Here is a 25,758-nt window from a genome sequence, read left to right on the forward strand (position 1 = left end):
GCCCGGCGGCTGCGACATGCTGGGCGTGTCGCCGGTTTCGTGGGCGGAATCCATCCGACAGCCGGGTCTCAGCGGACGACGGCTGCGTTCGGGCTCGAGACGTCGTACGAGTACACCTTCGCCGGAGGCACCTTCTTCATGAGTGTCTGCAGCACGAGCGCCTTGTACGCCGAGTCGTCGGCGCTGCCCCACACCACCGTGGTGCGGGTCTTGCCGAGGGCCAGGGTGACGTCGTCGGGGGTGGTGGCGGTGACCTTGGTGACCTGACTGCGGATGCCCGACGGCAGCGAGCGCATGACCTGCCCGGCGGCGCGGAACGCGTCGGAGTGCACACCGGGGCCGACCTCGATGAGCGGCTGCCCCTTCGGCGCGGTCGCGGTGGTCGCCAGCGCGACACCGGCCGCGTCGACCAGCGTGTACCCGGCCGGCCCCTTCACGACACCCACCGGCGTGCGCTCGACGATCCGCACCACGAGCTCGTGCGGCGGCCGCGCCTGAAGCGAGTACGACTGCACGAGCGGAAAGGCCACGAGCGCGGCTTTGATCTCGGCCTCGTCGACCAGGGGCAGCGGCGTTCCCACCTGGTCGGCCAACGCCTTCTCGACGGCCGCGGCATCGAGCGCATGGGTGCCGACGACGTGCACGCGCTGCACCGCGAACAACGGACTGTAGGCCGCCGCGAGCGTACCGGCCACGAGCACGACCAGGGCGACGCCGATGCCGATCCAGACCGCGCGGCGGCGTCGCGCTCGTGCGGTGAACCGCCGCATCTCCGCGCGCAGCGCCCGCCGGCGCGCCCGGGCCGCCTTCCACACGTCGCGCATGCCGACGGCGTCGTCCGCGGGTGCCGGTGCCGTGGCATCCGTCGCCGTGCCCGGTGCCGTGGCATCCGGTGCCGTGGCGCCCGGCGTCGTGGCATCCGGTGCCGTGGCGCCCGGCGTCGTGGCATCCGTCGCCGCGCCCGGTGCCGTGGCATCCGGTGCCGTGTCCGGCGCGTCGGATTCTGGATGCCGTCGGTCTCGCGCCGCGGCGCGCAGCGGCAGGAGCGGAGCGGTCTGTTCCGTCTCGGGCTCGGGCGTGGGCACGGACGTGGGCGTGGCGGCGGGCCTGGTCGACCGGTTCGGCGTCTGCCGGGGCGCTGCGGGCAGGGGCGTGGGCCGACGCATGGGCTACTCCCCCGGCGCGGCGGGGATGCGGGAGAGCGCCTCGAGCACCTGCGGGATGATCAGGTACACGTTGCCGCAGCCGAGGGTGATGACGAAGTCGCCCTCGCGGGCGACGGAGGCGGTGTGCTCGGCGGCGGCCTGCCAGTCGGCGACGAAGTGCACCCGCTCGGGGTCGGTGAAGTCGGCGCTGACCAGCTCGCCGCCCACTCCCGGGATGGGGTCTTCGCGGGCACCGTACACGTCGAGCACCACGGTGTGGTCGGCGAGCGACTCGAGCACCCGCGCGAACTCGCGGTGCATCTGTTGCGTGCGCGAGTAGGTGTGCGGCTGGTGCACGGCGATGATCCGGCCGGAGCCGGCGACGGTGCGCGCGGCGGTCAGGGCGGCGGCGACCTCGGTCGGGTGGTGCGCGTAGTCGTCGTACACGCTGACGCCGCGTTCGATGCCGTGCAGCTGAAAGCGGCGCACGGTACCGGTGAAGCCGGCCACGGCCCGGGCCGCGTCCTTGAGCGGGTGGCCGAGGGTGAGCAGCACCGCGATGGCGCCGGCGGCGTTGACGGCGTTGTGGGCGCCGGGCACCGCCAACTGCACCGTCACCGAGGTGCCCTCGTGCAGCACGGTGAACGATGCCGGACCGTCGGTGTGGATGCCGGTGACCCGCACGTCGGCGGAGGCATCCTGCCCGAACGTGACCACGTGCGGGTGGGTGATGCGTTCGCGCACGCGCCGGGCGCCCGGGTCGTCGGCGGAGATGACGACGGCTTCGCGGGCCTTGTCGGCGAACTGCGCGAACGCCGCGTCGAAGGCCTCGGCGCTGCCGTAGTGGTCGAGGTGGTCGGGGTCGATGTTGGTGATCAGCGCGATCGCGGTGTCGTAGAGCAGGAAGGTGCCGTCGGACTCGTCGGCCTCGATGACGACGATCTCGTCCGATCCGGTCGCGCTCGAGGTGCCCAGCTGCGCGATGACCCCACCGTTGACGAACGTGGGGTGCACGTTCAGCGCCTGCAGCGCGGTGACGATCATGCCGGTCGAGGTGGTCTTGCCGTGGGCGCCCGCGACGGCCACCAGCCGGCGTCCGCCGATCAGCCAGTGCAGCGCCTGCGAACGGTGGATGACGGCGAGTCCGCGCTGTTTCGCGGCGAGGAACTCGGGGTTCTCGGGCCAGATCGCGCCGGTGTGCACGACCGTGTCGGCATCGCCCAGATGCGCGGCGTCGTGCCCGACGTGCACATCGGCGCCGAGCGCGACCAGCGCGCGCACGTTGTCGCTGTCGGCACGGTCGGAGCCCGAGACGCGGATGCCGCGCTCGAGGAACATCTTCGCCAGACCCGACATGCCCGAGCCTCCGATGCCGATGAAGTGCGCGGCGTGGATCTCGTCGGGGATGGGGAGGCTCAGGTCGGGTCTGATCATGTCGGCTCCATCCTAGGTCGGCCGCCCTCGCGCCCCGGTCAGGGCGCGCTGGGAGGTCGCTGGGGGGCGGATGCGCGCGGTGTGACCGCGCGGCGCTACCGCGCGGCGCTACCGGGCGGCACTACCGGCCGAGGGCGCGGTCGATCAGCGCGAGGACGTTCTCGGTGCCGGCACGGGTGCCGACCGACGCCGCGGCCTGCCGCATCCGCGCAAGCGCCGCGTCATCGTTCAGAAGCGCCACGACCTCGGTGCGCACCCGGTCGGCGGTGAACTCGCCGTCGGGGATGATCCGGGCGGCGCCGGCGCGCACCGCCGACGCGGCGTTGAGGCTCTGCTCGCCGTTGCCGACGGCGTACGGCACGTACACCGCGGGGATGCCCAGCGCGCTGATCTCACTGACCGTGGCCGCGCCCGAGCGCGACACGATCGCGTCGGCGACGGCGAACGCCAGGTCCATCCGGTCGACGTAGCGACGCACGACATACCCGGGTGCGCCGGGGTCGGGCAGCTCGCTGCGCTCCCCGGTCACGTGCAGCAGCTGCCACCCGGCGTCGAGGACGTCCTGCCAGGCGCCGGCGAACGCCTCGTTCAGCCGCAGGGCGCCCAGCGACCCGCCGAACACGAGCAGCGTCGGCAGCTGCGGGTCGAGGCCGAAGAACGCGGATGCCTCCTCCCGCAGCCGATCGCGGTCCAGATCCACGATCTCGCGGCGCAGCGGCATCCCCACCACCTCGCCGCCGCGCAGCGGCGTGCCCTCGAACGCCACGCCGACCGCGGCCGCGCGGCGGGCGCCGAGCACATTCGCCATGCCGGGCTTGGCATTGGCCTCGTGCACCACGAACGGCACCTTCTCGCGGCGCGCGGCCACATAGGCGGGGGCCGAGGCGTATCCGCCGAAGCCCACCACGACGTCGACGCCACGCTCACGCAGGTGGCGGCGCACCTGCCCGAGCGCCCGACGGAAGCGGACGGGGAAGGCCGCGGCATCCCGGTTCGGCCGCCGCGGGAACGGCACCTTGTCGACGAACAGCAGCTCGTATCCGCGGGCGGGCACCAGGCGCGCCTCGAGCCCCTCCCGGGTGCCGAGCACGAGGATCCGGGCGTCGGGGTCACGCTCGCGCAACGCGTCGGCGACGGCCAGCAGCGGGTTCACATGACCGGCGGTGCCGCCGCCGGCCAGAAGGTAGGTCGTCACCTCTGAAGGCTAACGCGTCGCAGGCCGCGCCCCCGGCGCTGCGGCCGTGCGCGCCGGGGGCGCGGCCGGGTGCCGGGCCGGCAGGGTACGGGCGAACGAGAGCAGCACCCCGCACGCCAGCAGCACCGACATCAGCGAGGTGCCGCCCTGCGACATGAACGGCAGCGGCACGCCCAACGTCGGTGCCAGGCGCAGCACCACGGCGATGTTCAACAGGGCCTGACCGACGATCCACACCGTGATCGAGCCGGCCACGATGCGCACGAACGGGTCGTTGGTCTTGCGCACGATGTGGAAGGCGCCGACGGCGAACAACGCGAACAGCACGAGCACGACGCAGCACCCGATGAGTCCGAGCTCTTCGCCGACGATCGCATAGATGTAGTCGCTGGAGGCGGCGGGCAGCCAGTCGTACTTCTGTTTCGAGTTGCCCAGCCCGAGCCCGAACACCCCGCCGCTGGCCAACCCCCAGATGCCGTGCAACGGCTGGTAGCAGGCGTTGTAGTAGTCGCTGCACACCGGGTCGAGGAAGCTCAGGATGCGGCGCATGCGGTTCGGGCTGGTCACCGCGAACGCCACGAGCCCGCCCGCCGCCAGGATCAGCGGGATGACGAAGATGCGCAGCTTGACACCGGAGAAGAACAGCGCGGCCAGCACGACGAGGACCAGGATGCTGGTGGTGCCCAGGTCGTGCCCGGCCAGCACGGTCGCCATCACCAGCGCCGACACCGGCACGACCGGGATGAACACGTGCCGCCACAGCCCGAGCAGGGTCTGCTTGCGGAAGAGCACGTACCCCATCCACAGCGCCAGGGCGAGCTTGAGGAACTCGGACGGCTGCGCCTGCAGGCCGCCGATCGAGATCCAGTTGCGGTTGCCGTCGTTGTCGATGCCCACGCCGGGCACGAACACGAGCAGCTGGAACGCGGTCGCGCCGATGAGCACCGGCCAGGCCATGCGCTTCCAGAAGCCGATCGAGAACCGGCTCGCGATGAGCATGAGCGGAATACCGATCGCGGCGAACACCGCCTGCTTGAGCAGCGCCTCGTAGGGGGCGTCGCCGTTCGCGGTGCCCACGGCCGAGGTCGCCGACAGCACCATCACCAGCCCGAACCCGGTCAGCAGCAGCGCGGTGGACAGGATCAGCAGGAATTCGCTGGGCACCGGGGCGAACACCCGGCCGAGCACCACCCGCGCCGAGCGCGCACGCGTGGCGGGTGCGGCCTCAGGCGCCGGGGGCCGGGTCGTCGTGCTGGTCATCGGCCCCCTCCGCGATCATCCGGTGCACTGCCGCGGCGAAACGTTCCCCGCGGTCGGCGTAGGACGCGAACTGGTCGAACGACGCCGCGGCGGGGGCGAGCAAGACCACGTCCCCGTCACCGGCGAGTTCGGCCGCCAGTTGCACGACCCGTGCCATGACATCTTCAGTCTGGTCGGCGTCGACCTCGATCACCGGCACTGCCGGCGCGTGTCGTGCGAACGCCGCCACGATCGGCTCGCGGTCGACGCCGATCACCACGGCCGCCTTCGCCGACCGGCCGCGTGCGGCGACCAGCTCGGAGATGTCGACGCCCTTGAGCAAACCCCCCACGACCCACACCGCTCCCGGGTAGGCGGCCAGCGAGGATGACGCGGCGTGCGGATTGGTCGCCTTCGAGTCGTCCACCCAGGTGACCCCGTCGGCGACGGCGACGACCTCGATGCGGTGGGCGTCGAGGCGGAAGCCGAGCAGCGCGTCGCGGATCGCGGCGGGTGAGACCTCGAGCGAGCGTGCCAGCGCGGCGGCGGCCAGGGCGTTGGCGACCACGTGCGGTGCGGCAAGACCGCGCTCGCGCAGATCGGCGATCGTGCACAACTCGAGCGCGCTGGTGCGCCGTTCGGCCAGGAACGCCCGGTCGACGAGGATGCCTTCGACCACGCCGAGATCGCTCGGCCCGGGCACGTCCAGACCGAAGCCGATCGCCCGCGCCCCCTCGACCACGTCGGCACGCTCGACCATCGCCCGGGTCGCCTCGTCGGCGCGGTTGTAGACGCACGCGACCCGGGTGTTCGCGTAGACGACGGCCTTGGCGTCGCGGTAGGCCTCGAACGACCCGTGCCACTTCAGGTGGTCGGCGGCCAGGTTCAGGCAGACGCTGGCGTGCGGCGACACCGGGTCCGGCCCGCTCATCTGATGCGACAGGTACCAGAGCTGGTGGCTGGAGACCTCGACCACGAGCACGTCGAAACCGGCCGGGTCGCGCACCGCGTCGAGCACCGGCACACCGATGTTGCCGCAGGGCGCGGCGCGCAGCCCGCCGACGGCGAGCATCGTCGCGGTCATCTGCGTGGTGGTGGTCTTGCCGTTCGTGCCGGTGATCATCACCCAGTCGGCGGGGGTGCCGTCGGGCCGGGTGACCTTGTCACGCACCCGCCACGCCAGCTCGATGTCTCCCCACAGCGGCACGCCGGCGGCCTGCGCCCACCGCACGAGCGGGTGGTGTGGCGCGAAGCCCGGGGATGCCACCACCAGCTCGGGTGCGAACGACGCCAACTCGTCGGGCACCTCATGGAGCGGGCCGACGTGCAGTCCGGCGCCGATCACCGGCAGCAGACGGGAGTACTGCGGGTCGGCATCCTCGGTCACCACGAGCACCTCGGCGCCGAGTTCGGCGAGGGTGTCGGCGACCGAGAAGCCGGTGGTCGACAGTCCCAGCACCGCCACCCGCAGTCCGGACCAGTCGGCGTTCCAGCCGGTCAACGCATCCAGCCGCCCGCTCATGTGCGCGAGAGCCACTCGACGTAGAACAGACCGATCCCGGTCACCGCCAGCATCCCGGCGATGATCCACATCCGCACCACGATCGTGATCTCGGGCCAGCCGCGCATCTCGAGGTGGTGGTGGAACGGGCTCATCAGGAACAACCGCTTGCCGCGGGTCACCTTGAAGTACAGCCGCTGCAGGATGACCGAGCCGGGGCCGATGATGAAGGCGCCGGCGATCAGCACCGCAAGCAGCTCGGTGTGCGACAGGATCGACATCGCCGCGATCACGCCGCCGATCGACATCGACCCGACGTCGCCCATGAACACCTTCGCCTTGGGGGCGTTCCACCACAGGAAGCCGACGAGGGCGCTCACGAACGAGGCGGCGATGATGGTCAGATCCAGCGGGTCACGGGTGCTGTAACAGGCGGGCTGGTACACGTCGACCAGTGCGGCACCGGTGCAGGTCTGCTGGAACTGCCAGAACGTCGCCAGGCTCATCGCGGCGATCGTGAAGATGCCGATGCCGGTGGCCAGACCGTCCAGCCCGTCGGTGACGTTGGTGCTGTTCGACCAGGCGACACCGATGAACGTGATCCACAGCAGGTACAGGATCCAGCCGACCACGGCGCCCAGCGCGAAGAAGTTCAGCACGGGCACGTCACGGAACACCGAGACGTACCCGGAGGCGGGCGTCTGCCGGTACGCATCGGGGAACTGCAGCGCGAACACGCCGAACGGCACGGTCACGATCACCTGCCCGACGATCTTGCGCCAGCCGCTGAGCCCCAGGCTGCGCTGGCGGCGCACCTTCATGTAGTCGTCGATGAACCCGACGACGCCGAAGCCGACCATCATCCAGATCACCAGCAGACCCGACGCGGTCGGCGGGTTGTTGCCGACGAAGCAGCCGACCAGGTAGCCGACGATGGCGCCGACGATGAAGATCGTGCCGCCCATGGTCACCGTGCCGCGCTTGGCGGAATGGCTGGGGTTGTGGATGTCGTCCGGGGTGCGGATCACCTGACCCCAGCCCCATCGGCGGAACAGCCTGAGGAACACCGGCGTCAGGAAGAGCGTGAACGCCAGCGAGATCGCCGCAGCTGTCAGGAGGGACCTCACGAGAACGATTCTCCCAGACGATCACCGAGGAACCGCAGCCCCGCGGAGTTGGACGACTTCACGAGCACGCGGTCGCCGTCGCGCAACTCGCCCATCAGGTAGTCGTAGGCCTCGTCGGCGGTGTCGAACCACACCGCCTCGCCGTCCCACGACCCCTCGCCGACCGCGGCGAGGTACAGCCGGCGCGCCTCGGCGCCGATCACGACGATGCGCTGGATGCGCAGCCGCACGGCGAGCTCGCCGATGCGGTCGTGCTCCTCGCCGGCGTACTCCCCCAGTTCGCTCATCGCGCCCAGGACGGCGACGGTGCGCTCGCCGGGCGCGGTGATCTGCGCGAGGGTGCGCAGCGCCGCCGCCATGGAGTCGGGGCTGGCGTTGTAGGCGTCGTTGATGATGCGCACCCGGTCGCCGCCCAACGGCTGCATCCGCCAGCGCTCGGCCAGTTCGACGGTCTGAAGCCGTGCGATCGCCGCCGCGGGGTCGACGCCGAGCGCGACGGCGGCGGTCAGCGCGGCCAGCGCGTTCATGACATGGTGCGACCCGAGCACCTGCAGCCGCAGCGGCCGGGCGACGCCGTCGACACTGACCGTGCAGCTGGTGCCCGCGGCATCCGTGTCGATGTCGGTGGCCCGCACGTCGGCCGCGGGGCCGGTGCCGAACCAGCGCACCCGCAGCCCGCGCTCGTCGGCGATCTGCGCCATCGACGCCACCCGGGCGTCGTCGGCGTTGAGCACGGCCAGCCCGCCGGCGCGCACGGCACGGACCAGTTCGGACTTGGCCTTCACGGTGCCCTCGATGCTGCCGAAGCCACCGGCGTGGGCCATGCCGACCATGAGCACGATGCCGACGTCGGGTGAGACCAGCCCGGCCAGTCGGGCGATGGCGCCGGGGCCCGATGCGCCGAACTCGCTGACCAGAAAGCGGGTGCTCTCCCGCACCCGCAGCATGGTCAGCGGGGCGCCGACCTCGTTGTTGAACGACGCGCGGGCGGCGACGGTCTCGCCTTCGTCTTGCAGGATGCGGGCGAGCAGGTTCTTGGTGGTGGTCTTGCCGTTGGAGCCGGTGATGCCGATCACCTGAAGCCGTCCGCCTGCGCGCACCCGGGCGACCACCTCACGGGCGAGGTCGGCCAGGGCCTGCACCGCGTCGGCGACGACGATCTGCGAGATCGGGGCCGGCACCGTGTGCTCGACGATCGCCAGTGCCGCGCCGGCGGCGGCTGCGGCATCCACGAACAGGTGCCCGTCGGTGACCTCACCGGGCTTGGCGACGAAGACCGAACCCGCTTCGAGCAGGCGCGAGTCGGTCTCGACGTCGCCGCAGACGACGGTGGCGTCGGTGTCGGTGCCGTGGGTGCGGAGTTCTCCGCCGACGGCGTGGGCGATCTGGGCGAGGGTGAGAGCGATCATTTCGGGTCAGCCGAACTTCGGCAGCATCTTCGGCTTCGACGTGGAGGGCATGACCCGGTAGGTCTTCAGCACCTGGGTCATCGCCTTCTGGAAGTAGGGCGCGTTGGCCGAAGACGACCTTACCGTAGTGGGCTCGTCGAGCGTGATCGCGACCAGGTACTGCGGGTCGTCGGCGGGGGCGAAGCCGATCATCGTCGTGTAGTAGACGCCGCTCTTGTAGCCGTGGCCGTTGTTCGAGATCTGGCCGGTTCCGGTCTTGACGCCGATGCGGTAGCCGGGGATCTTGATCATCTTGCTGTAGCTGGCCTGCAGTGCGACGTTCTCGAGGATCTCGCGCATCTGCGCCGAGGTCTTCTCGCTGATCACCCGGGTGGGCTTGGGGAGGGTGGGGGTGACCACGGTGCCGTCGGGCTTGGTGCACGACTCGACCAGGCGCAGCGGCATCTTGACGCCGTCGTTGATGATGCCGTCGTAGGCGCCGAGCAGTTCCGGGATCGTGGTGGTCAGACCCTGCCCGTACGCGGTGTCGTACAGCATCTGGTTGTCCCAGTCCTGCACCGGGTGCACCAGACCGTGGGCCTCGCCGGGGAATCCGACGGCGCTGCCCGAGCCGATGCCGAACTTCTTCAGGTAGTCGTAGCGGATGTCGGGGCTGATCCGTTGGCTGAAGGTGGCGGCGCCGACGTTGGACGAGTCCATCAGTACCCCGGCCAGTGTGTAGTCGTAGGTGGGGTGTCGGGTGGCGTCGTTGACCTGCGCCCCGTTGGGGAACGACCGCTTCCAGGGCACCGTCGCCGTCGAGGTGGGGCTCTGCCCGCCGGCGTCGATGAGGGTGGAGGCGGTGATGCCCTTGAAGGTCGAGCCCGGCTCGAAGGTGTCGTTGAAGATGCGGCTGTTCAGGTACGACCCGCGGGCGGTGAAGTCGTTGGGGTCGACGCCGGGGTATTCGGCGGCCGCCTTGATCTTGCCGGTCTTCACCTCCACGACGGTCGCGGTCGCGTACTGGGCGTGGGTCTGCTGCTTGGCCTGCTTGGTGAGCTGGTTCATGTACCACTGCAGGTCGGTGTCGATGGTGAGCGCCAGCGTGCCGCCGTCCTGGGCGGGCGTCTCGCTCTCGGTGCCGGGGATGATCACCCCGTCCTTGCCGCGCTGGTAGGTGAGCTTGCCGTCGGTGGGCGCCAGGCATTGGTCGTCGGTCTTCTCGAGACCGGCCAGCGGCTCGCCGTCACCGCCGACGAAACCGATCAGGTTGCCGCCCACCGCGCCGTTCGGGTAGGTGCGCGACGGTGTGGGCGTGCAGCTGATGAAGTCGGCGCCCAGCTCCATGAGCGCGCGGTACTGCTCGGTGCTCAGCCCGTTCTGCAGCTTGGCGTACTGCGAATGCGGATCGGCGGTCAGCGCGTCCGACACGATCTGGCGCACCTGGTCGCCGCTTTGCCCGGTGATCGCCGCGATCTGGTCGGACAGCTTGGGCCAGGTGACCTTGACGGTGTCGCCGGATGCGGTCATCCGGCTGATGGTGCGCACGTTCTCGGGCGTGAACTGGCAGTCGTAGTCGAGCACGCTGGTCGCCAGCGGCCGGCCCTGCGCGTCGACGATGGATCCACGTGTTCCCGACAGCACCTGCGAACCGGCCAACCCGTAGTCCATGGCGCTGGCGATGTTCTCGCGCGCGTTGACGACCTGGATGTCGATGAGGCGCACGACGAAGGCGCCGAGCACCACCAGGACGACGGCGAGGGCCACCACGGTGCGGCGGCGGGGGCTGCGGGTGCTGCGCGTCGTCATGGTCTCAGTGTGTGCGCACCGTGGGCAAACCGTCGGTCACCGGCACGGGTGTCACCGATTCGGTGGCCGTGTCGGGTGTGTCGGCTGCGCCGTCGATGGTGGTCTTCGGGTCGGTCACGAGCGGGGTGTCGGCGATGAGCGCGTTGGCGACCGGACCGCTGTGCAGCGGGTCGACGCTCGAACGCTGGGCGGCCTTGGCGGGGCCGAGGATCTTGCCGTCGCTCAGCCGCAGGTAGCCGGGCGTCTGGTCGACGACCATGCCCAGCGCAGCGGCGTTGGCGGCCAGGTACTGCGGCGAGTTGAGTCCGGTGACCTCGTCGCGCAGGATCTGCTTCTGCCAGGTGAGCTCGCGCTGCTGACTCGACAGGCGGGCGAGCTCGTAGGAGCTCTGCGTGCTCATCACCGACAACACCATCTGTGCGCCGACGATGGCCAGCACGACGGCGACGGCGCTCAGCCCGTACAGCAACCTCGGCCGGCGGCGCGGCGCGGGGGCGTCGAGGGCGCGCAGCCGGCGCGGGCTCTGTTCGTGCGGCTGCCGCAGGGGGCGGGCCAGCGCGACCGGGGTGCTCATGCGTTCTCCTTCGCGGCGTCGGGACGGACGCGCTCGATCGCGCGCAGGCGCACCGGTGTGGCACGCGGATTGCGTGCGCGCTCGGCGTCGCCGGCCAGCTCCGCGCCCTTGACCAGGGCGCGGAACCGGGGGGCGTGCTCGGGCAGTTCGACGGGCAGGCCGGCAGGGGCCGTGGATGCCACCGCCTGCGCGAACGCGCGCTTGACCAGGCGGTCCTCCAACGACTGGTACGACAGCACCACCATGCGTCCGCCCACGCGCAGTCGCGACAGCGCAGCCGGGACGGCGCGCTCGAGCGCTGCCAGTTCGGCGTTGACCTCGATACGCAGGGCCTGGAAGACGCGTTTGGCCGGGTGGCCGGTGCGCGCGGCCGCCGCCGGGGTGGCGTCGGAGATGATCTGCACCAGCCGGCCCGAGCGGGTGATCGGCGCCTGGCCGCGGGCGGCGATGATGGCGCGCGCATAGCGGCCGGCGAGCTTCTCTTCGCCGTATCGCTCGAAGATGCGGCGCAGGTCGCCTTCGCCGTACGACGCGAGCACGTCGGCCGCGGTGGTCCCCGAGGTCTGATCCATGCGCATGTCCAGCGGGGCGTCCTGCGCGTACGCGAAGCCGCGCTCGGCCTCGTCCAGCTGCAGCGACGAGACACCCAGATCGAACAGGATCGCATCCACCGCCGTGCGGCCGGTGCCGGCGATCGCGTCGGCGATGCCGTCATAGACGGTGTGCACCAGGGTGACCCGGTCGGCGAAGCGTTCCAGTCGCCGACCGGCGATGCGCAGCGCGTCGGTGTCGCGGTCCAGGCCGATCAGATGCAGCGATCCGAAGCGCTCGAGGAACGCTTCGGCGTGGCCTCCCATGCCGAGGGTGGCGTCGACCAGCACGGCGTCGGGCCGGTCCATCGCCGGAGTGAGCAGGTCGATGCAGCGCTCGAGCAGCACCGGGGTGTGGATGTCGCGGATGTCCATGGCTCAGGCGGGGCCCTGCTCCCGAACCCTGATCCCCATCCGCTCTGACCTGGCACCGGGGAAGGTGTGTCAGGGCGTGAGCGGCTGGGCATCACGGTCAGGGATCAGAACAGTCCCGGAATCACCTCCTGCTCCATCTCGGCGTACGTGGCTTCGTTGCCGGTCACGTAGTCGTTCCACGCGTCGGCGTCCCAGATCTCGGCGTGTGCGCCGACGCCGGTGACCACGAGCTCCTTCTGCAGTCCGGCGTAGGTGCGCAGCGGCACGGGGATGGTGATGCGGTTCTGGCTGTCGGGCTTTTCGGCGCTGGCGCCCGAGAGGAACATGCGCAGGAAGTCCCGCGCCTGCTTGTTGGTCAGCGGGGCCTCGCGGATGCGCTCATGGATGCGCTCGAACTCGTCGGCGGCGAACACGTACAGGCAGCGCTCCTGGCCGCGGGTGACGACCACTCCGGCGCCCAGGTCGTCGCGGAACTTGGCGGGCAGGATGACGCGACCCTTGTCATCGAGCTTCGGAGTGTGTGTTCCGAGCAGCATCGCCGCATCACCCCCCTTCGTCCGGCCCCCGTGAGGTTGTCCGCCACTTTACTCCACTACCCTCCACTTCACCACCATTCCGCCGCGGTCCGCCCCACTCGCGCTCCCCCGGCCTGTTTCCGGGCACAAAAAACACCGACCCGAAGGTCGGTGTCGGTGGTGTGCTGCGGCGGATCAGCGCCCTTCTTGGCGGCGATCCCAGCGGTCGTTCATGCGGTCCATGAAAGAGGTCGACGTCTTTCGCGGCGCGGCAGGCGAGGTGGAGGCATCCCGCGTCGCGGTGCGCGTGGGCGTGACGGCGAGGATCACGCCGCCGAGCATGACGACGAATCCGATCACGCCCACCACGATGAGCGGGACGGCGACGCCGGCGATCAGTCCGCCGAGGCCGAGGATGACCAGCACGGTGCCGTAGACCAGGTTGCGGTAGCTCAGGGCGCGGCCATCGCGCGACGCGTGGACGACGTCGGCGTCGTTGTGCATGAGATGGCGTTCCATCTCGTCGAGCAGGCGCTGCTCTTGTTCGGAGAGTGGCATGCATCCCCCTCGGGTGAGCTCTTCCCACAAGTCTACTCGTGGCTTCGATCACTAGGCTAGGCCCGTGGCACCCTCCCCCGAACCGATCGCGGCGCTTTCCCAGCAACTCGATGAGTTCTTCTCGGCGCAGCGGGCCGAGGTGGCCGATCTCGGGGCCGAGGCGGCGATGCTGGTGGATGCCGCGGCCGACGCGATCGGGGGCGGAAAGCGCCTGCGTGCCCGATTCTGTCTGACCGGCTGGCAGGCCGTGGCCGAGCACGCTGTGCCCGGCGCCCAGCCCGGCCCCGAGGTGGTCACCGCGGCGGCCGCACTCGAGGTCTTCCACGCCGCCGCGCTCGTGCACGACGACATCATCGACAACTCCGACACCCGACGCGGGCGCCGTTCCGCGCATCGGCTGATCGAGGCCGCCCACCGCGAGGCGGGCTGGAGCGGGGATGCCGTGGCGTTCGGGCGTGCGGGCGGGCTGTTGCTGGGAGACCTGCTGGTCGCGTTCAGTGACGACCTGTTCGAGCAGGGGCTGCGTACCCTCCCGGCCGAGGTGGCGCATCCCGCCCGCACGCAGTATGCGGCGATGCGACGCGAGGTCACGATCGGGCAGTTCCTCGACGTGGCCGAGGAGTCGGCGCACGCGGTCGCCCCCGACGCGGAACACGCGCGCCGGGCACTGCGGGTGGCATCGCTGAAGTCGGCCCGGTACAGCGTGGAACAACCGCTGCTGATCGGTGCTCGCCTGGCCGGTGCCGATGACGCGCAGATCCGTGCGCTGAGCGGGTTCGGGCACCCGGTGGGCATGGCGTTCCAGCTGCGCGACGACGTGCTCGGCGTGTTCGGCGACGCCCGGGTGACCGGCAAGCCCGCCGGCGACGACCTGCGCGAGGGCAAACGCACCGTACTCATCGCGTACGCGCGCGAGGCGCTGCCGGCCGGCGCCCGGCGCACGCTCGACGAGCTGGTCGGCGACCCCGACCTCGACGACGCGCAGATCGCCGCGCTGCAGCACACGATCCGCGACAGCGGGGCCCTCGCCCGGGTCGAGGCACTCATCGACGACTATGTGCGTGCCGGTGACCGGGCGCTGTCGGGCGCGCGGCTGGGCAACGCCGCCGTGGGGCGACTGCGCGATCTGGCCCGGGCCGCCGCGGTGCGCGCGGCCTGAGCCCAGGGCTGTCAGGCGAGGGTCTGTGCGACCCGGCGCACCTCGCTCTTGCGCCCCGCGCGCAGGGCGTCAAGCGGGGTCATGCCGATCGTGTCCTCGGGCGCGAACAGCCAGTCGATCGCCTCGTCGTCGCTGAACCCGGCGTCGTGCAGCACGAACAGCGTGCCACGCAGCGACGACAGCGGGCGATCATCGAGCACGAACGCGGCGGGCACCTTGAGCACGCCGCCGTCGCGGCGGGATGCCACGAACTGGCGGTCGTCGAGCATGCGGCGCACGCGCGAGACGGTCTCGCCGAGCAGATCGGCGAGCTCGGGAAGGGTCAGCCATTCGATCGGAGCGGGTGCTGTGTTCTCACCGGTCACCAGGCCACTATCTCACGACTGCCGCCGGGGACGGGCGGGTCGCGAGGAGCATACTTCTCTCACAGTTTTCACATGCGTCGCTCCTATATCACCAGTTGACACGAATACCCATCCGTGACACGGTGTGATGGTCACCGAGGGGGGAAGCTCGTGCCGAAACCGCACCCGTCCATCCGCCGCGCCACCGCGGCGCTGCCCGCTGCCATCGCCGGCTCGCTGGCGCTGTCGCTGAGCGCCGCGCCGGCGCACGCCGCCGAACCCGCTCCTGCAGACCTGGGCGGACACGTGCCGCACCGCGCGCACGACGCCGCCGCGACCGGACCGCTGACGGTGGCGCAGCTGTCGGCCGCGCTGGCGGCCTCCTCGGTCGTGCACGATGCCGCCGCCCACGCCGGCGCCCTCGCTCACGCCGCCCTACCCGCGGCGCGACGCGCCCCCGCGACATATCGCATCGTGCGCGGCGACACGGTCAGCGCGATCGCCGCGCGCTACGGGCTGCGCACCGCCGACGTGCTCGGCTGGAACGGCCTGGGATGGTCGACGATCATCTACCCCGGCCAGGTGCTGCGGCTGCGGCCGCCGGCGGGCGCGAGCGCGAAGCCCGCCGCGGCGCCGGCTCCCGCCAGGGCCGCACCGAAGGCGAAGGCCAAGCCCGCGCCGGCGAAGGCGAAGGCCCCCAGCACCGCACGGGCGACGTACACGGTGCGCCGCGGTGACACCGTCAGTGCCATCGCCCGGCGGTACGGCCAGTCGACGCAGGCGGTGCTGAACGCCAACGGCCTGCGCTGGTCGTCGATCATCTATCCGGGGCAGAAGCTGGTCATCCCCGGCACCGCCGCCGCCAAGCCGGCCCCGAAGCCTGCGCCGGCTCCCGCCGCCGCGCCTGCTCCGAAGCCCGCGCCGGCGCCCGCGGCATCCGGAACCGTCTCACCCGGCGACGCCTACACGGTGCGCGCCGGCGACACCATGTCGGCGATCGCGTCGCGCCACGGCGTGAGCGTGACCGCCCTGCTGGCCGCGAACAAGATGGACTGGAGCTCGATCATCTATCCGGGCCAGCGCATCACCATCCCGACCAGCGGCGTGCCGGGCCTGACCACCGAGCAGGCCGCCAACGCGCGGCTGATCGTGCGGGTGGGTCGGGCGCTGGGTGTTCCCGATCGGGGCATCGCGATCGCGCTGGGCACCGCGATGCAGGAGTCCGGACTGCGCAACCTCGACTACGGCGACCGCGACTCGCTGGGGCTGTTCCAGCAGCGCCCGAGCACCGGGTGGGGCACCGCGGCGCAGGTGCGCGACGCCGAACGGTCCATCCGGGTGTTCTTCGGCGGGCCGTCCGACCCCAACGGCACCCGCACCCGCGGGCTGCTCGATGTCCCCGGGTGGCAGTCGATGGGCTTCGCCGATGCGGCACAGGCGGTGCAGATCTCGGCCTACCCGAGCCTGTACGCCCAGTGGGAGAAGCCCGCGTACGCGTGGCTGGCCGCGATCGGCTGAGCGGCGGCGGGGGTGAGCCGCTGCCCGGGCTTCGCCCCGCTTCTCCGTAGACTTCCAGGGTGAGCACGAGTCAGCAGGCCGACCCGCTGATCGGACGTCTGGTCGACGGCCGATACCGGGTGCGCGCGCGCATCGCGCGCGGCGGCATGGCGACCGTGTACGTGGCCACCGACCTGCGCCTGGAGCGCCGCGTGGCGTTGAAGGTGATGCACAGCCACCTCAGCGACGACGCCGTGTTCCAGAGCCGGTTCATCCAAGAGGCACGTGCAGCCGCACGGCTGGCCGATCCGCACGTGGTGAACGTGTTCGACCAGGGCCAGGAAGGCGAGATGGCCTACCTGGTCATGGAATACCTGCCCGGCATCACGCTGCGCGAGCTGCTGCGCGAACAGAAGCGGCTGACCGTGCCGCAGACCGTGACGATCATGGATGCCGTGCTGTCGGGGCTGGCCGCGGCCCATCGTGCCGGCATCGTGCACCGGGACGTGAAGCCCGAGAACGTGCTGTTGGCCGAGGACGGTCGCATCAAGATCGGCGACTTCGGCCTGGCGCGGGCCACCACCGCGAACACCGCGAGCGGCCAGCTGCTGATGGGCACCATCGCCTACCTCGCACCCGAACTGGTCACGCGCGGCACGGCGGATGCCCGCAGCGACATCTACGCGCTGGGCATCATGCTCTACGAGATGCTCACCGGCGAGCAGCCGTACAAGGGCGAGCAGCCCATGCAGATCGCGTTCCAGCACGCCACCGATTCGGTGCCGCGCCCGAGCGTGCGCAACCCGGGCGTGCCCGAACAGTTGGACGAACTCGTGCTGTGGGCGACCGAGAAGGTGCCCGACGAGCGGCCCGCCGACGCCGACGAGATGCTGCGCCGGCTGCGCGAGATCGAGCAGCAGCTGGGAATCGCCCCGCAGGTGCAGCGCAGCCTGAACGTCTCGGGCACGGTCACCACCGACCGCCTGGACTCGGACGAGGTCACCAAAGTGCTGCCGGCGGGGGTCGTGGCATCCACCGCCCCGGCCGCCGAGGACGACGACAACGCCACCCGCCTGCGTCGGCGCACCCGCGCCCGGCAGGCCAAGGGCGCCTGGCTGCTGGTGCTGGTCGTCGTGCTGGCCGCGCTGGCCGGGGCGACGGGCTGGTGGTTCGGCTCGGGGCCCGGGTCGCTGGTCGCGGTGCCGCAGGTGACCGGGCAGACCTACGAGGTGGCGCAGCAGGCGCTGAAGGCACAGACCCTCGTCGCCGTGAAGAAGCAGGCGTACAGCCTCGAGGTGGCGGCGGGAAAGGTGATCTCGACCGATCCGGCGGCGGGGGCACGGGTCGAGAAGGACTCGCGCGTGCAGGTCGTGGTCTCGCAGGGTCCGGCGCCCCACGATCTGCCGGCGTTGGTCGGCATGACCGAGCAGCAGGCGCGCGCCGAGCTGGAGCGGGCGAAGGTCAGCGTCGGTGACCCCCAGGTGTTCTTCACCAAGGCCGAGGACGGCACCGTCATCGCGGCATCCTTCACCGCCGCCGGCAGCGACAAGAAGGTCGACTGCGCGAGCGGCTGCACCGTGTACGAGGGCGGCACGGCCACGCTGTCGGTGTCGAACGGTCCGGTGCCCGACGTCGTCGGCAAGCCGCTGGCGGATGCCACCGCCGCACTGACCGACATCGGGCTGAAGGTCAAGAGCACGCAGGAGTTCAGCGACTCGGTGGCACAGGGCTCGGTGATCGGCATGAAGGATCGCAGCGGCGGCGGTGACTGGCGGCCGGGCGACACCGTCACGCTGGTGGTGTCGAAGGGGCCGCAGCTGTTCGCGGTGCCCTCGGTGCTCGATCTGACCCGCGACCAGGCCGTCGACGCGCTGAAGAAGGCGGGATTCGGGGTCGACTACAACCCCGCGTGGAACGCCATCGCCGACTCGGCCACCAAGGTCACCGCGAGCACGCCGCTCAGCGGCAGCGCGACCTGTTCGGGCGATGGCTCGCTGATGTGCACGCACGGCTCGGTCATCCACCTGACGATGACGCTCACCGTCCCGTTCTGAGCGGACCCCGCCCGGTTTGGGGCGGACCCCACCGGGTTCGGGGCGGACCCCACCCGGTTCGGCGGACCCCACCCGGTTCGGGGCGGACTTGTGCGTTCGGGGCGGATCTGTGCGGGTGTTCGCGCACGAATCCGCCCCAAACCGGCGCCGCGGCCATGCACACCGGATGCCGCGGCGGGCGCGTCAGCGCTTCTCGAGCTCCTCGGCGACCAGGAACGCCAGTTCCAGGCTCTGCATGTGGTTCAACCGTGGGTCGCACAACGACTCGTACCGGGTGGCGAGGGTCTCTTCGTCGATGTGCTCGGAGCCGCCCAGGCACTCGGTGACGTCGTCGCCGGTGAGCTCCACATGGATGCCACCGGGGAACGTGCCGACCTGCCGGTGCGCATCGAAGAATCCGCGCACCTCGTCGACGACGTCGTCGAACCGGCGCGTCTTGTACCCGGTGGGCGTGGTGATGCCGTTGCCGTGCATGGGGTCGGTGACCCACAGCGGCGTGGCCCCGGCATCCTTCACCGCCTCAAGCAGCGGCGGCAGTGCGTCGCGGATGCGCCCCGCACCCATCCGGGTGATGAACGTGAGCCGGCCGGGCTCGCGCTCGGGGTCGAGCTTGTCGATCAGCGCCAGCGCGGTCTCGGGCGAGGTCGTCGGGCCGAGCTTGACCCCGATCGGGTTGCGGATCTTCGAGAAGTAGTCCACGTGCGCCCCGTCGAGGTCGCGGGTGCGCTCCCCGATCCACAGGAAGTGTGCCGACGTGTTGTACGGGGTGTCGGTGCGCGAGTCGATGCGGGTCATCGGTCGCTCGTAGTCCATCAGCAGGCCCTCGTGCCCGGTGTAGAACTCGACGCGCCGCAGCTCGTCGAAGTCGGCACCGGCGGCCTCCATGAACTTGATGGCCCGGTCGATCTCGCTCGCCAGGCGCTCGTACCGCTGGTTGGCCGGGTTCTTCGCGAAGCCCTGGTTCCAGCTGTGCACCTCACGCAGGTCGGCGAAGCCACCCTGCGTGAACGCGCGGATCAGGTTCAGCGTGGCCGAGGCGGTGTGGTACCCGCGCAGCAGCCGCTGCGGGTCGGGCCGGCGCGAGAAATCGGTGAAGTCGTAGCCGTTGACGATGTCGCCGCGGTACGCCGGCAGCGTCACATCGCCCCGCGTCTCGGAATCGCTCGAGCGCGGCTTGGCGAACTGCCCCGCCATGCGCCCCATCTTGATCACCGGCAGCGAGGCGCCATAGGTGAGCACGACGGCCATCTGCAGCACCGTCTTGATGCGGTTGCGGATCTTGTCGGCGGTCGCCCCCGCGAAGGTCTCGGCGCAGTCCCCGCCCTGCAGCAGGAACGCCTTGCCAGCGGCGGCGCGGCCGAGCTTGGTGCGCAACTGGTCGACCTCGCCGGCGAACACCAGCGGCGGCATCGAGGCGATCTCGGCGGATGCCGCGGCCACCGCTTCGGCGTCGTCCCACTGCGGCTGCTGCTTGATGGGGAGAGTCCGCCAGTGGTCGAGGGCGTCGAGCTGCTGCAGCATCCGTTCAGTCTACCGGCCGGCCTTTCTCACCCCTTCGCAGATGACGGCAGCCGATCCTTGACGGTGGACGCGTACACGTCGTCGTAGCGCTGCTGACCGAGCCGCTGCAGGGCGACCATGATCTCGTCGACGACCGAGCGCAGGATGTACCGGTCGTTCTCCATTCCGGCGTAGCGCGAGAAGTCCAACGGCTCGCCGATCACGACCCCCACGCGCACGATGCGCGGCATCCGTCGCCCGATCGGCATCATCGTGTCGGTGTCGACCATCACCACCGGCACCACCGGCACCTTCGCCTCCAGCGCCATCCGTGCGATGCCGGTGCGGCCGCGATAGAGCCGCCCGTCGGGGCTGCGCGTGCCCTCGGGGTAGATGCCCAGCAGTTCGCCGCGGCCGAGCACCTGCAGGCCGGTGTTGAGGGATGCCTCGGAGGCCTTGCCTCCGGAACGGTCGATGGGCAGTTGGCCGGTGGCCTTCATGAACATGCGGGTCGCCCAGCCGGTGATGCCCCGACCGGTGAAGTAGTCGCTCTTGGCGAGGAACGCGACCGGGCGGTCGACCAGCAGCGGCAGGAAGATCGAGTCGGCGAACGAGAGGTGGTTGCTGGCGAGGATGGCCGCGCCCGAGGCGGGCACGTTGCGCCGGCCGACGATCCACGGCCGGAAGATCGCCTTCAGCACGGGCCCGATCACGACGTACTTCATCAGCCAGTAGAACATCGCCCACCCTCCTTCCGGTGCCAAAGTCTACCGACGATGCGTGCGGAGCCCGGTGGCATCCCTCGCCCGACCGACCGGGTGCGAGATCGCGTCTCGCCTACGGTGAGACTCAATCCCAGGGCGTTGGAGCGCCGGCACGGGCTAGACTCGCAGCAAGCGCACCGCCCGAACGGTACCGAAGGAGATGCCGGACATGTCCCCCGTCCAGTTTGACGCCCCCGCGATCGTGACAGCCGACCCGAAGGCGAACATCGCCGACCTGCTCGAAGAGCGGGTGAAGGCGACACCCCAGATCGCCCTGTTCGCGGTGCCCGACGGCGACGGCTGGCGGGATGTCACGGCCACCGCGTTCCGCGACGACGTGATCGCCGTCGCCAAGGGCCTGGTCGCCGGCGGCATCGAGCCCGGCGACAAGGTGGGGTTCATCGCCCGCACCACCTACGAGTGGACGCTCGTGGACTTCGCATTGTTCTACGCGGGCGCGGTGATGGTGCCGATCTACGAGACCAGCTCGGCCGCGCAGATCCAGTGGAACCTGTCGGACTCGGGCGCGATCGCGTGCATCGCCGAACTGCCCGAGCATTCCGAGCGGCTCGCCCAGGCGCAGCCCGAGCTGCCGCTGATCCGCACGACGTGGCACATGCACGCCGGCGCACTGGACGCGCTGCGCGCGCAGGGCGCGTCGGTGGACGACGCCGAGATCGAACGGCGCCGCAGCCTGGCGAACGGCGACGACATCGCCACCCTGATCTACACCGCCGGCACCACGGGGCGTCCGAAGGGATGCGTGCTCACGCACAGCAACTTCGTCGAGCTGGCCCGCAACTCGGCTCGCGCGCTGCACGAGGTGGTCGAGACCCCCGGGGCATCCACGCTGCTGTTCATCACCACCGCACACGTGTTCGCCCGGTTCATCTCGATCCTCGACGTGCACGCCGGGGTGAAGACCGGTCACCAGCCCGACACCAAGCAGCTGCTGCCCGCGCTCGGCTCGTTCCGGCCGACCTTCCTGCTCGCGGTGCCACGGGTGTTCGAGAAGGTGTACAACTCGGCCGAGCAGAAGGCCGAGTCCGGCGGCAAGGGCAAGATCTTCCGCGCCGCGGCGCGCGCCGCGGTCGAGCACTCGCGGCGGCGTCAGGCCGGCGAGAAGATCCCGTTCCTGCTCGGTGTGAAGTTCCGCCTGTTCGACAAGCTGGTCTACGGCAAGCTGCGCGAGGCGATGGGCGGCCGCGTGGTGTACGCGATCTCGGGGTCGGCTCCGCTGGGCGAGCGACTCGGGCACTTCTTCGCGAGCCTGGGCGTGACCGTGCTCGAAGGCTACGGCCTGACCGAGACCACGGCTCCGGCGACGGTGAACCTGCCCGACAAGACCAAGATCGGCACCGTCGGCCCCGCACTGCCGGGCGTGTCGGTGCGGCTGGCCGACGACGGCGAGGTGCAGGTGCGCGGCATCGACGTGTTCAAGGAGTACTGGCGCAACCCCGAGGCCACCGCGGCCGCGTTCGAGGACGGGTGGTTCCGCACCGGCGACATCGGCTCGTTCGACGCGGACGGGTTCCTCACGATCACCGGCCGCAAGAAGGAGATCATCGTCACCGCGGGCGGCAAGAACGTCGCCCCGGCGGTGCTCGAAGACCCGATCCGCGCCAACCCGGTGGTCGGTCAGGTGGTGGTGGTGGGTGAGAAACGTCCGTTCATCGCGGCGCTGATCACGTTGGACTCCGAGATGCTGCCGACCTGGCTGGCCAACAACAACCTGCCCGCGGACCTCACCCTCGAGCAGGCCGCAGCGCACCCGCAGGTGCAGGCCGAGGTGCAGCGGGCGGTCGACGAGGCCAACGCGCTGGTCTCGCGCGCCGAGTCGATCCGTAAGTTCACGATCCTGCCGACCGAGTGGACCGAGGCATCCGGGCACCTGACCCCGAAGCTGAGCATCAAGCGCCACGTGATCCTCGAGGACTTCGCCGACGCGATCGACGAGATCTACAACGTGCCGGTGTCCACCACCAACACCTCGCTGTCGTAGCGCGGGTCAGAACCAACCGGATTCGCGGATCTCGCGCATCGCGATGCGGCGTGTGGCCGGGTCGAGCCGGTCGATGTAGAGGGTGCCGTCGAGGTGGTCGGTCTCGTGCTGCAGCGCCTGGGCGAGCACGCCGTCGCCGGTGAGCGTGACCTCGTCACCGTCGAGGTCGATGCCGGTGACCGTGGCGTGCGGGTGCCGCAGCACCTCGTGCCACAGGCCCGGCACCGACAGGCATCCCTCGCCGATGAGCTCGGGCTCGCCCGACACGTCGACGAGCACGGGGTTGAGCACATAGCCGATGCGCCCGTCGACGTTGTAGCTGAACGCCCGCAGGCCGACGCCGATCTGCGGCGCCGCGACGCCGGCGCGACCGGGCAGTTCCACGGTCTCGACCAGGTCGCGCACCAGAGCGCGCACGCCGTCGTCGATCTGGTCGATCGGTGCGCACGGGCTGCGCAGCACGGGGTCGCCGAACAGGCGGATCTGCCGGACGGTCATCAGGCCGCCGCCGCCAGGGACCGCAGGCCCTCCACGACCGTCGCCGCCAGTTCGCGCGCCGCCTGCCGCGTGGCCGGCTGCAGGTCTCGGAAGGTGATGGCGCTGCCGGTCGCGATGAGCGGGTCGTACGGCATGCGCACCACGGCGCGCACGCGGGTGGCGAAGTGCGCCTCCAGTTCGTCCTCGCGCACCAGCGGGGCACCCGGTCGGGCGTTGTTGAGCACCACGACGGCCGAGCGCACCCCGGCGGCGTAACCGTTCGATTCCAGCCAGGTGAGGGTCTCGGATGCCAGGCGCGCCTCGTCGATGCTCAGGCCCGACACGATCACCAGCTGGTCGGCCAGGCCCAGGGTCGAGCCCATCACCGAGTGCACGATGCCGGTGCCGGTGTCGGTGAGCACGATGGAGTAGTAGTGCGCGGCCAACGCCGCGACATCCTCGTAGTCGGCGTCGCTGAACGCCTCGGACACGTGCGGGTCGGCGTCCGAGGCGAGCACGTCCAGCCGGGTCTCGTCGCGGGCGACCACGGTCGACACGTCGTTGTACCCGTTGACCTCGCCCTTCATCCGCACCAGGTCGCGCACGGTGCGGCCGCTGGGCTTGGCGATCCGCTCGGCGAGCGTGCCGCGGTCGGGGTTCGCGTCGATCGCGATGACCCGGTCGTCGCGCGCGTCGGCCAGGGCCATGCCGAGCAGGGTGGTGACGGTGGTCTTGCCGACCCCGCCCTTGCGCGAGAGCACCGGCACGAACCGCGCGCCGCCCGACAGCGGCGCCGCGATGCGACCGGTCAGCTGCTTGCGGGCCCGGGCGCGCTTGCCGTCGCCGAGGTTGATGCGCCCGCCCGAGATCGAGTACACGAAGTGCTGCCACGCGCCCTCCGGCTCGCCGCGGCCGATGCGGCCGTGTTCGAGCAGCCGGTCGGGGGTGAGCAGGTCGGACGTCTCTTTGTCGGCCTCGAACTCGCCGATGCGCTTCGAGGTCAGCGAGACCTCGGGCGTGTGGCGCCGCACGCGTTCGACGTCGCGCCGGTGCGCGTCTGGTGTGGGGTCCATGGATGCCTCCTCCACGGTGGAATCGGACGTGTCGCCCGCGATCGACGCGGCCACGACGGCGGCTGCCTCCGCAGGCTGCGAGGCAGGGCCCGGCTCGGCGTGGGCCGAAGCCTGCGACCGTATGGGAAGCCGGACCGGGGCGAGCAGCTCCGGCCCGGCAGCGACCGTATCGCCGGGCACGGTGCCGGCCGAAGCCTCGGAAAGCCCGCCGATCGCCGCGTCGTGTTCGGGCGCGTCGTCGGGCAGGATGCGAGCGGCGGGCTCGGTCTGAATGAGGTCGACCTCTACTTCGTCGCCGACATCGCCCTCCGGCTCATCCCCGGACGCCTGCGCGGCCACGGCGGGCTCGTCGTCGGCGTCCACAGCGACGTCGGGCTCGACCACCGGCTCATCGCCCGCCACCTCGGCGGACCCGGCGAACTCGGCGCCGTCGACAGCGTCGACAGCGTCGACCGACTCATCCACGGCGGCATCGATCCGCGCGAACGCGTCGGCGCCGGCGGCACTGACCGGCTCGTCCGCGGCGGCATCGATCCGCGCGAACTCGTCGGCGCCAGCGGCACCGACCGGCTCGTCAGCGTCGACCGGCCCGTCAGCGCCGACCGGCCGTTCAGCGTCGCCCGGCTCGTCAGCCACGACCGGCTCGTCGTCGGGCTGGCCCACCGGCTCATCACCCGCCGCCTCGGCGGACCCGGCGAACTCGTCGTCGACAGCGTCGACCGGCTCATCCGCAGCGGCGTCGATCCGTGCGAACGCGTCGGCTTCGTCAGCATCAACCGGCTCGTCAGCGGCGGCGTCGATCCGCGCGAACCCGTCGGCTTCGTCAGCATCGACCGGCTCATCCGCGGCGGCGTCGATCCGTGCGAACGCATCGGCCTCGTCGTCGACCGGCCCGTCGTCGTCGACCGGCTCGTCCGCGTCGGCGTCGGCGGCACTGACCGGCACCTCGTCAGCGTCCACCGGCTCCTCCGCGTCGACCAGCTCGTCGACCTCGGTGCCCGGCTCGCCGCCGGAATCACCGATCGATTCGACCTCGCCGGTGACGATGGCGATCGTCGTCTCGCCCTCGTCGGCGGGCGCATCGGCGGCCGCATCGTCGACGACGACGGCGTCCTCCCAGGTGGATCGCTCATCGGCGGACGCGATCGCGCCGGCTGTGGCATCCGTCGCCGTCTCACGCGACTCGACCTCGTCGACGTGCTCGGCCTCGATCACCTCGAGGTCGTCGTCGAGGCGGAAGTCGACCTCGTCACCGACGACATCGTCATCGCTCAGCTCGTCATCGTCGACGGGCAGCGACAACGACACGCTCACCTGTGCGGTGGCGGCGCCGAGGATGCCGAGGACGGCGGTATCGGGCATGGGTACATCGGGCAGGACGCCGAACTCGTCGGCGTCCTCGGGATGATGATCGGGCTGATCGGGACTCACGTCGGGA

21 protein-coding genes are annotated in these 25,758 nt (G+C 71.0%); 4 read left to right on the forward strand and 17 right to left on the reverse strand.

Annotated features, from left to right (window positions below; all coding sequences use genetic code 11):
- Positions 1-68: 68 nt before the first annotated feature.
- From H577_RS0105625 to H577_RS0105680, 12 genes are all read right to left on the reverse strand, one after another.
- Positions 69-1,085, reverse strand: coding sequence for a cell division protein FtsQ/DivIB (locus H577_RS0105625; protein WP_342664742.1), 1,017 nt, complete (start codon positions 1,083-1,085; stop codon positions 69-71).
- 84 nt (positions 1,086-1,169) lie between these two features.
- Positions 1,170-2,579 (reverse strand): UDP-N-acetylmuramate--L-alanine ligase, encoded by a 1,410-nt coding sequence (murC, locus tag H577_RS0105630; protein WP_029145128.1) that lies wholly within the window; start codon positions 2,577-2,579, stop codon positions 1,170-1,172.
- 121 nt (positions 2,580-2,700) lie between these two features.
- Positions 2,701-3,774, reverse strand: a complete 1,074-nt coding sequence (locus H577_RS0105635; RefSeq protein ID WP_029145129.1) for a UDP-N-acetylglucosamine--N-acetylmuramyl-(pentapeptide) pyrophosphoryl-undecaprenol N-acetylglucosamine transferase — start codon at positions 3,772-3,774, stop codon at positions 2,701-2,703.
- 9 nt (positions 3,775-3,783) lie between these two features.
- On the reverse strand, positions 3,784-5,034 hold the full coding sequence (gene ftsW, locus H577_RS0105640; RefSeq protein ID WP_029145130.1) for a putative lipid II flippase FtsW: 1,251 nt from the start codon (positions 5,032-5,034) through the stop codon (positions 3,784-3,786).
- Positions 5,000-6,535, reverse strand: a complete 1,536-nt coding sequence (murD, locus tag H577_RS0105645) for a UDP-N-acetylmuramoyl-L-alanine--D-glutamate ligase (RefSeq protein WP_029145131.1) — start codon at positions 6,533-6,535, stop codon at positions 5,000-5,002. Before murD ends, ftsW begins: the two co-directional genes overlap by 35 nt.
- Positions 6,532-7,641: a phospho-N-acetylmuramoyl-pentapeptide-transferase gene (mraY, locus tag H577_RS0105650; RefSeq protein ID WP_029145132.1), complete on the reverse strand. Its 1,110-nt coding sequence runs from the start codon at positions 7,639-7,641 to the stop codon at positions 6,532-6,534. Before mraY ends, murD begins: the two co-directional genes overlap by 4 nt.
- Positions 7,638-9,050, reverse strand: coding sequence for a UDP-N-acetylmuramoyl-tripeptide--D-alanyl-D-alanine ligase (locus tag H577_RS0105655; RefSeq protein WP_029145133.1), 1,413 nt, complete (start codon positions 9,048-9,050; stop codon positions 7,638-7,640). The genes mraY and H577_RS0105655 overlap by 4 nt, the downstream gene beginning before the upstream one ends.
- 6 nt (positions 9,051-9,056) lie before the next feature.
- On the reverse strand, positions 9,057-10,838 hold the full coding sequence (locus H577_RS0105660; protein ID WP_029145134.1) for a peptidoglycan D,D-transpeptidase FtsI family protein: 1,782 nt from the start codon (positions 10,836-10,838) through the stop codon (positions 9,057-9,059).
- Between the two features lie 4 nt (positions 10,839-10,842).
- Positions 10,843-11,412, reverse strand: coding sequence for a cell division protein FtsL (gene ftsL / locus H577_RS0105665; protein ID WP_029145135.1), 570 nt, complete (start codon positions 11,410-11,412; stop codon positions 10,843-10,845).
- Positions 11,409-12,377 (reverse strand): 16S rRNA (cytosine(1402)-N(4))-methyltransferase RsmH, encoded by a 969-nt coding sequence (gene rsmH, locus H577_RS0105670; protein WP_029145136.1) that lies wholly within the window; start codon positions 12,375-12,377, stop codon positions 11,409-11,411. Before rsmH ends, ftsL begins: the two co-directional genes overlap by 4 nt.
- A gap of 104 nt (positions 12,378-12,481) precedes the next feature.
- Complete coding sequence (gene mraZ / locus H577_RS0105675) at positions 12,482-12,913, reverse strand: division/cell wall cluster transcriptional repressor MraZ (RefSeq protein ID WP_029145137.1); 432 nt, start codon at positions 12,911-12,913, stop codon at positions 12,482-12,484.
- Positions 12,914-13,087: 174 nt separating this feature from the next.
- Positions 13,088-13,450 carry a DUF3040 domain-containing protein gene (locus H577_RS0105680; protein ID WP_029145138.1) on the reverse strand — a complete coding sequence of 121 codons (363 nt, stop codon included), beginning with the start codon at positions 13,448-13,450 and terminating at the stop codon, positions 13,088-13,090.
- Positions 13,451-13,514: 64 nt separating this feature from the next.
- Between H577_RS0105680 and H577_RS0105685 the strand changes: the two genes are divergently transcribed.
- Entirely contained in the window at positions 13,515-14,609 is a 1,095-nt protein-coding gene (locus H577_RS0105685; RefSeq protein ID WP_051191794.1) for a polyprenyl synthetase family protein, read from the forward strand.
- An 11-nt stretch (positions 14,610-14,620) separates the two neighbouring features.
- On the opposite strand, the gene H577_RS0105690 is transcribed toward H577_RS0105685, so the two are convergent.
- Complete coding sequence (locus H577_RS0105690) at positions 14,621-14,974, reverse strand: Rv2175c family DNA-binding protein (protein WP_029145140.1); 354 nt, start codon at positions 14,972-14,974, stop codon at positions 14,621-14,623.
- Positions 14,975-15,166: 192 nt separating this feature from the next.
- Between H577_RS0105690 and H577_RS0105695 the strand changes: the two genes are divergently transcribed.
- Both H577_RS0105695 and pknB read left to right on the forward strand, forming a co-directional pair.
- Positions 15,167-16,471 carry a LysM peptidoglycan-binding domain-containing protein gene (locus tag H577_RS0105695; protein ID WP_051191807.1) on the forward strand — a complete coding sequence of 435 codons (1,305 nt, stop codon included), beginning with the start codon at positions 15,167-15,169 and terminating at the stop codon, positions 16,469-16,471.
- A gap of 59 nt (positions 16,472-16,530) precedes the next feature.
- Complete coding sequence (gene pknB / locus H577_RS0105700) at positions 16,531-18,504, forward strand: Stk1 family PASTA domain-containing Ser/Thr kinase (protein ID WP_029145142.1); 1,974 nt, start codon at positions 16,531-16,533, stop codon at positions 18,502-18,504.
- 183 nt (positions 18,505-18,687) lie between these two features.
- On the opposite strand, the gene H577_RS0105705 is transcribed toward pknB, so the two are convergent.
- Complete coding sequence (locus H577_RS0105705) at positions 18,688-20,025, reverse strand: class II 3-deoxy-7-phosphoheptulonate synthase (protein WP_029145143.1); 1,338 nt, start codon at positions 20,023-20,025, stop codon at positions 18,688-18,690.
- Positions 20,026-20,051: 26 nt separating this feature from the next.
- A complete protein-coding gene (locus tag H577_RS15270) occupies positions 20,052-20,744 on the reverse strand; it encodes a lysophospholipid acyltransferase family protein (RefSeq protein WP_036283950.1) in 693 nt (230 codons plus the stop codon).
- Between the two features lie 193 nt (positions 20,745-20,937).
- Between H577_RS15270 and H577_RS0105715 the strand changes: the two genes are divergently transcribed.
- Complete coding sequence (locus H577_RS0105715; protein WP_029145144.1) at positions 20,938-22,770, forward strand: AMP-dependent synthetase/ligase; 1,833 nt, start codon at positions 20,938-20,940, stop codon at positions 22,768-22,770.
- Between the two features lie 6 nt (positions 22,771-22,776).
- On the opposite strand, the gene def is transcribed toward H577_RS0105715, so the two are convergent.
- Together def and H577_RS17910 are read right to left on the reverse strand one after the other, a co-directional pair.
- Positions 22,777-23,268, reverse strand: a complete 492-nt coding sequence (gene def, locus H577_RS0105720) for a peptide deformylase (RefSeq protein WP_029145145.1) — start codon at positions 23,266-23,268, stop codon at positions 22,777-22,779.
- Entirely contained in the window at positions 23,268-25,751 is a 2,484-nt protein-coding gene (locus tag H577_RS17910; protein ID WP_245570340.1) for a MinD/ParA family ATP-binding protein, read from the reverse strand. Before H577_RS17910 ends, def begins: the two co-directional genes overlap by 1 nt.
- Positions 25,752-25,758 lie beyond the last annotated feature (7 nt).

It is taken from the genome of Microbacterium luticocti DSM 19459, assembly GCF_000422405.1.
GTDB classification, from domain to species: domain Bacteria; phylum Actinomycetota; class Actinomycetes; order Actinomycetales; family Microbacteriaceae; genus Microbacterium; species Microbacterium luticocti.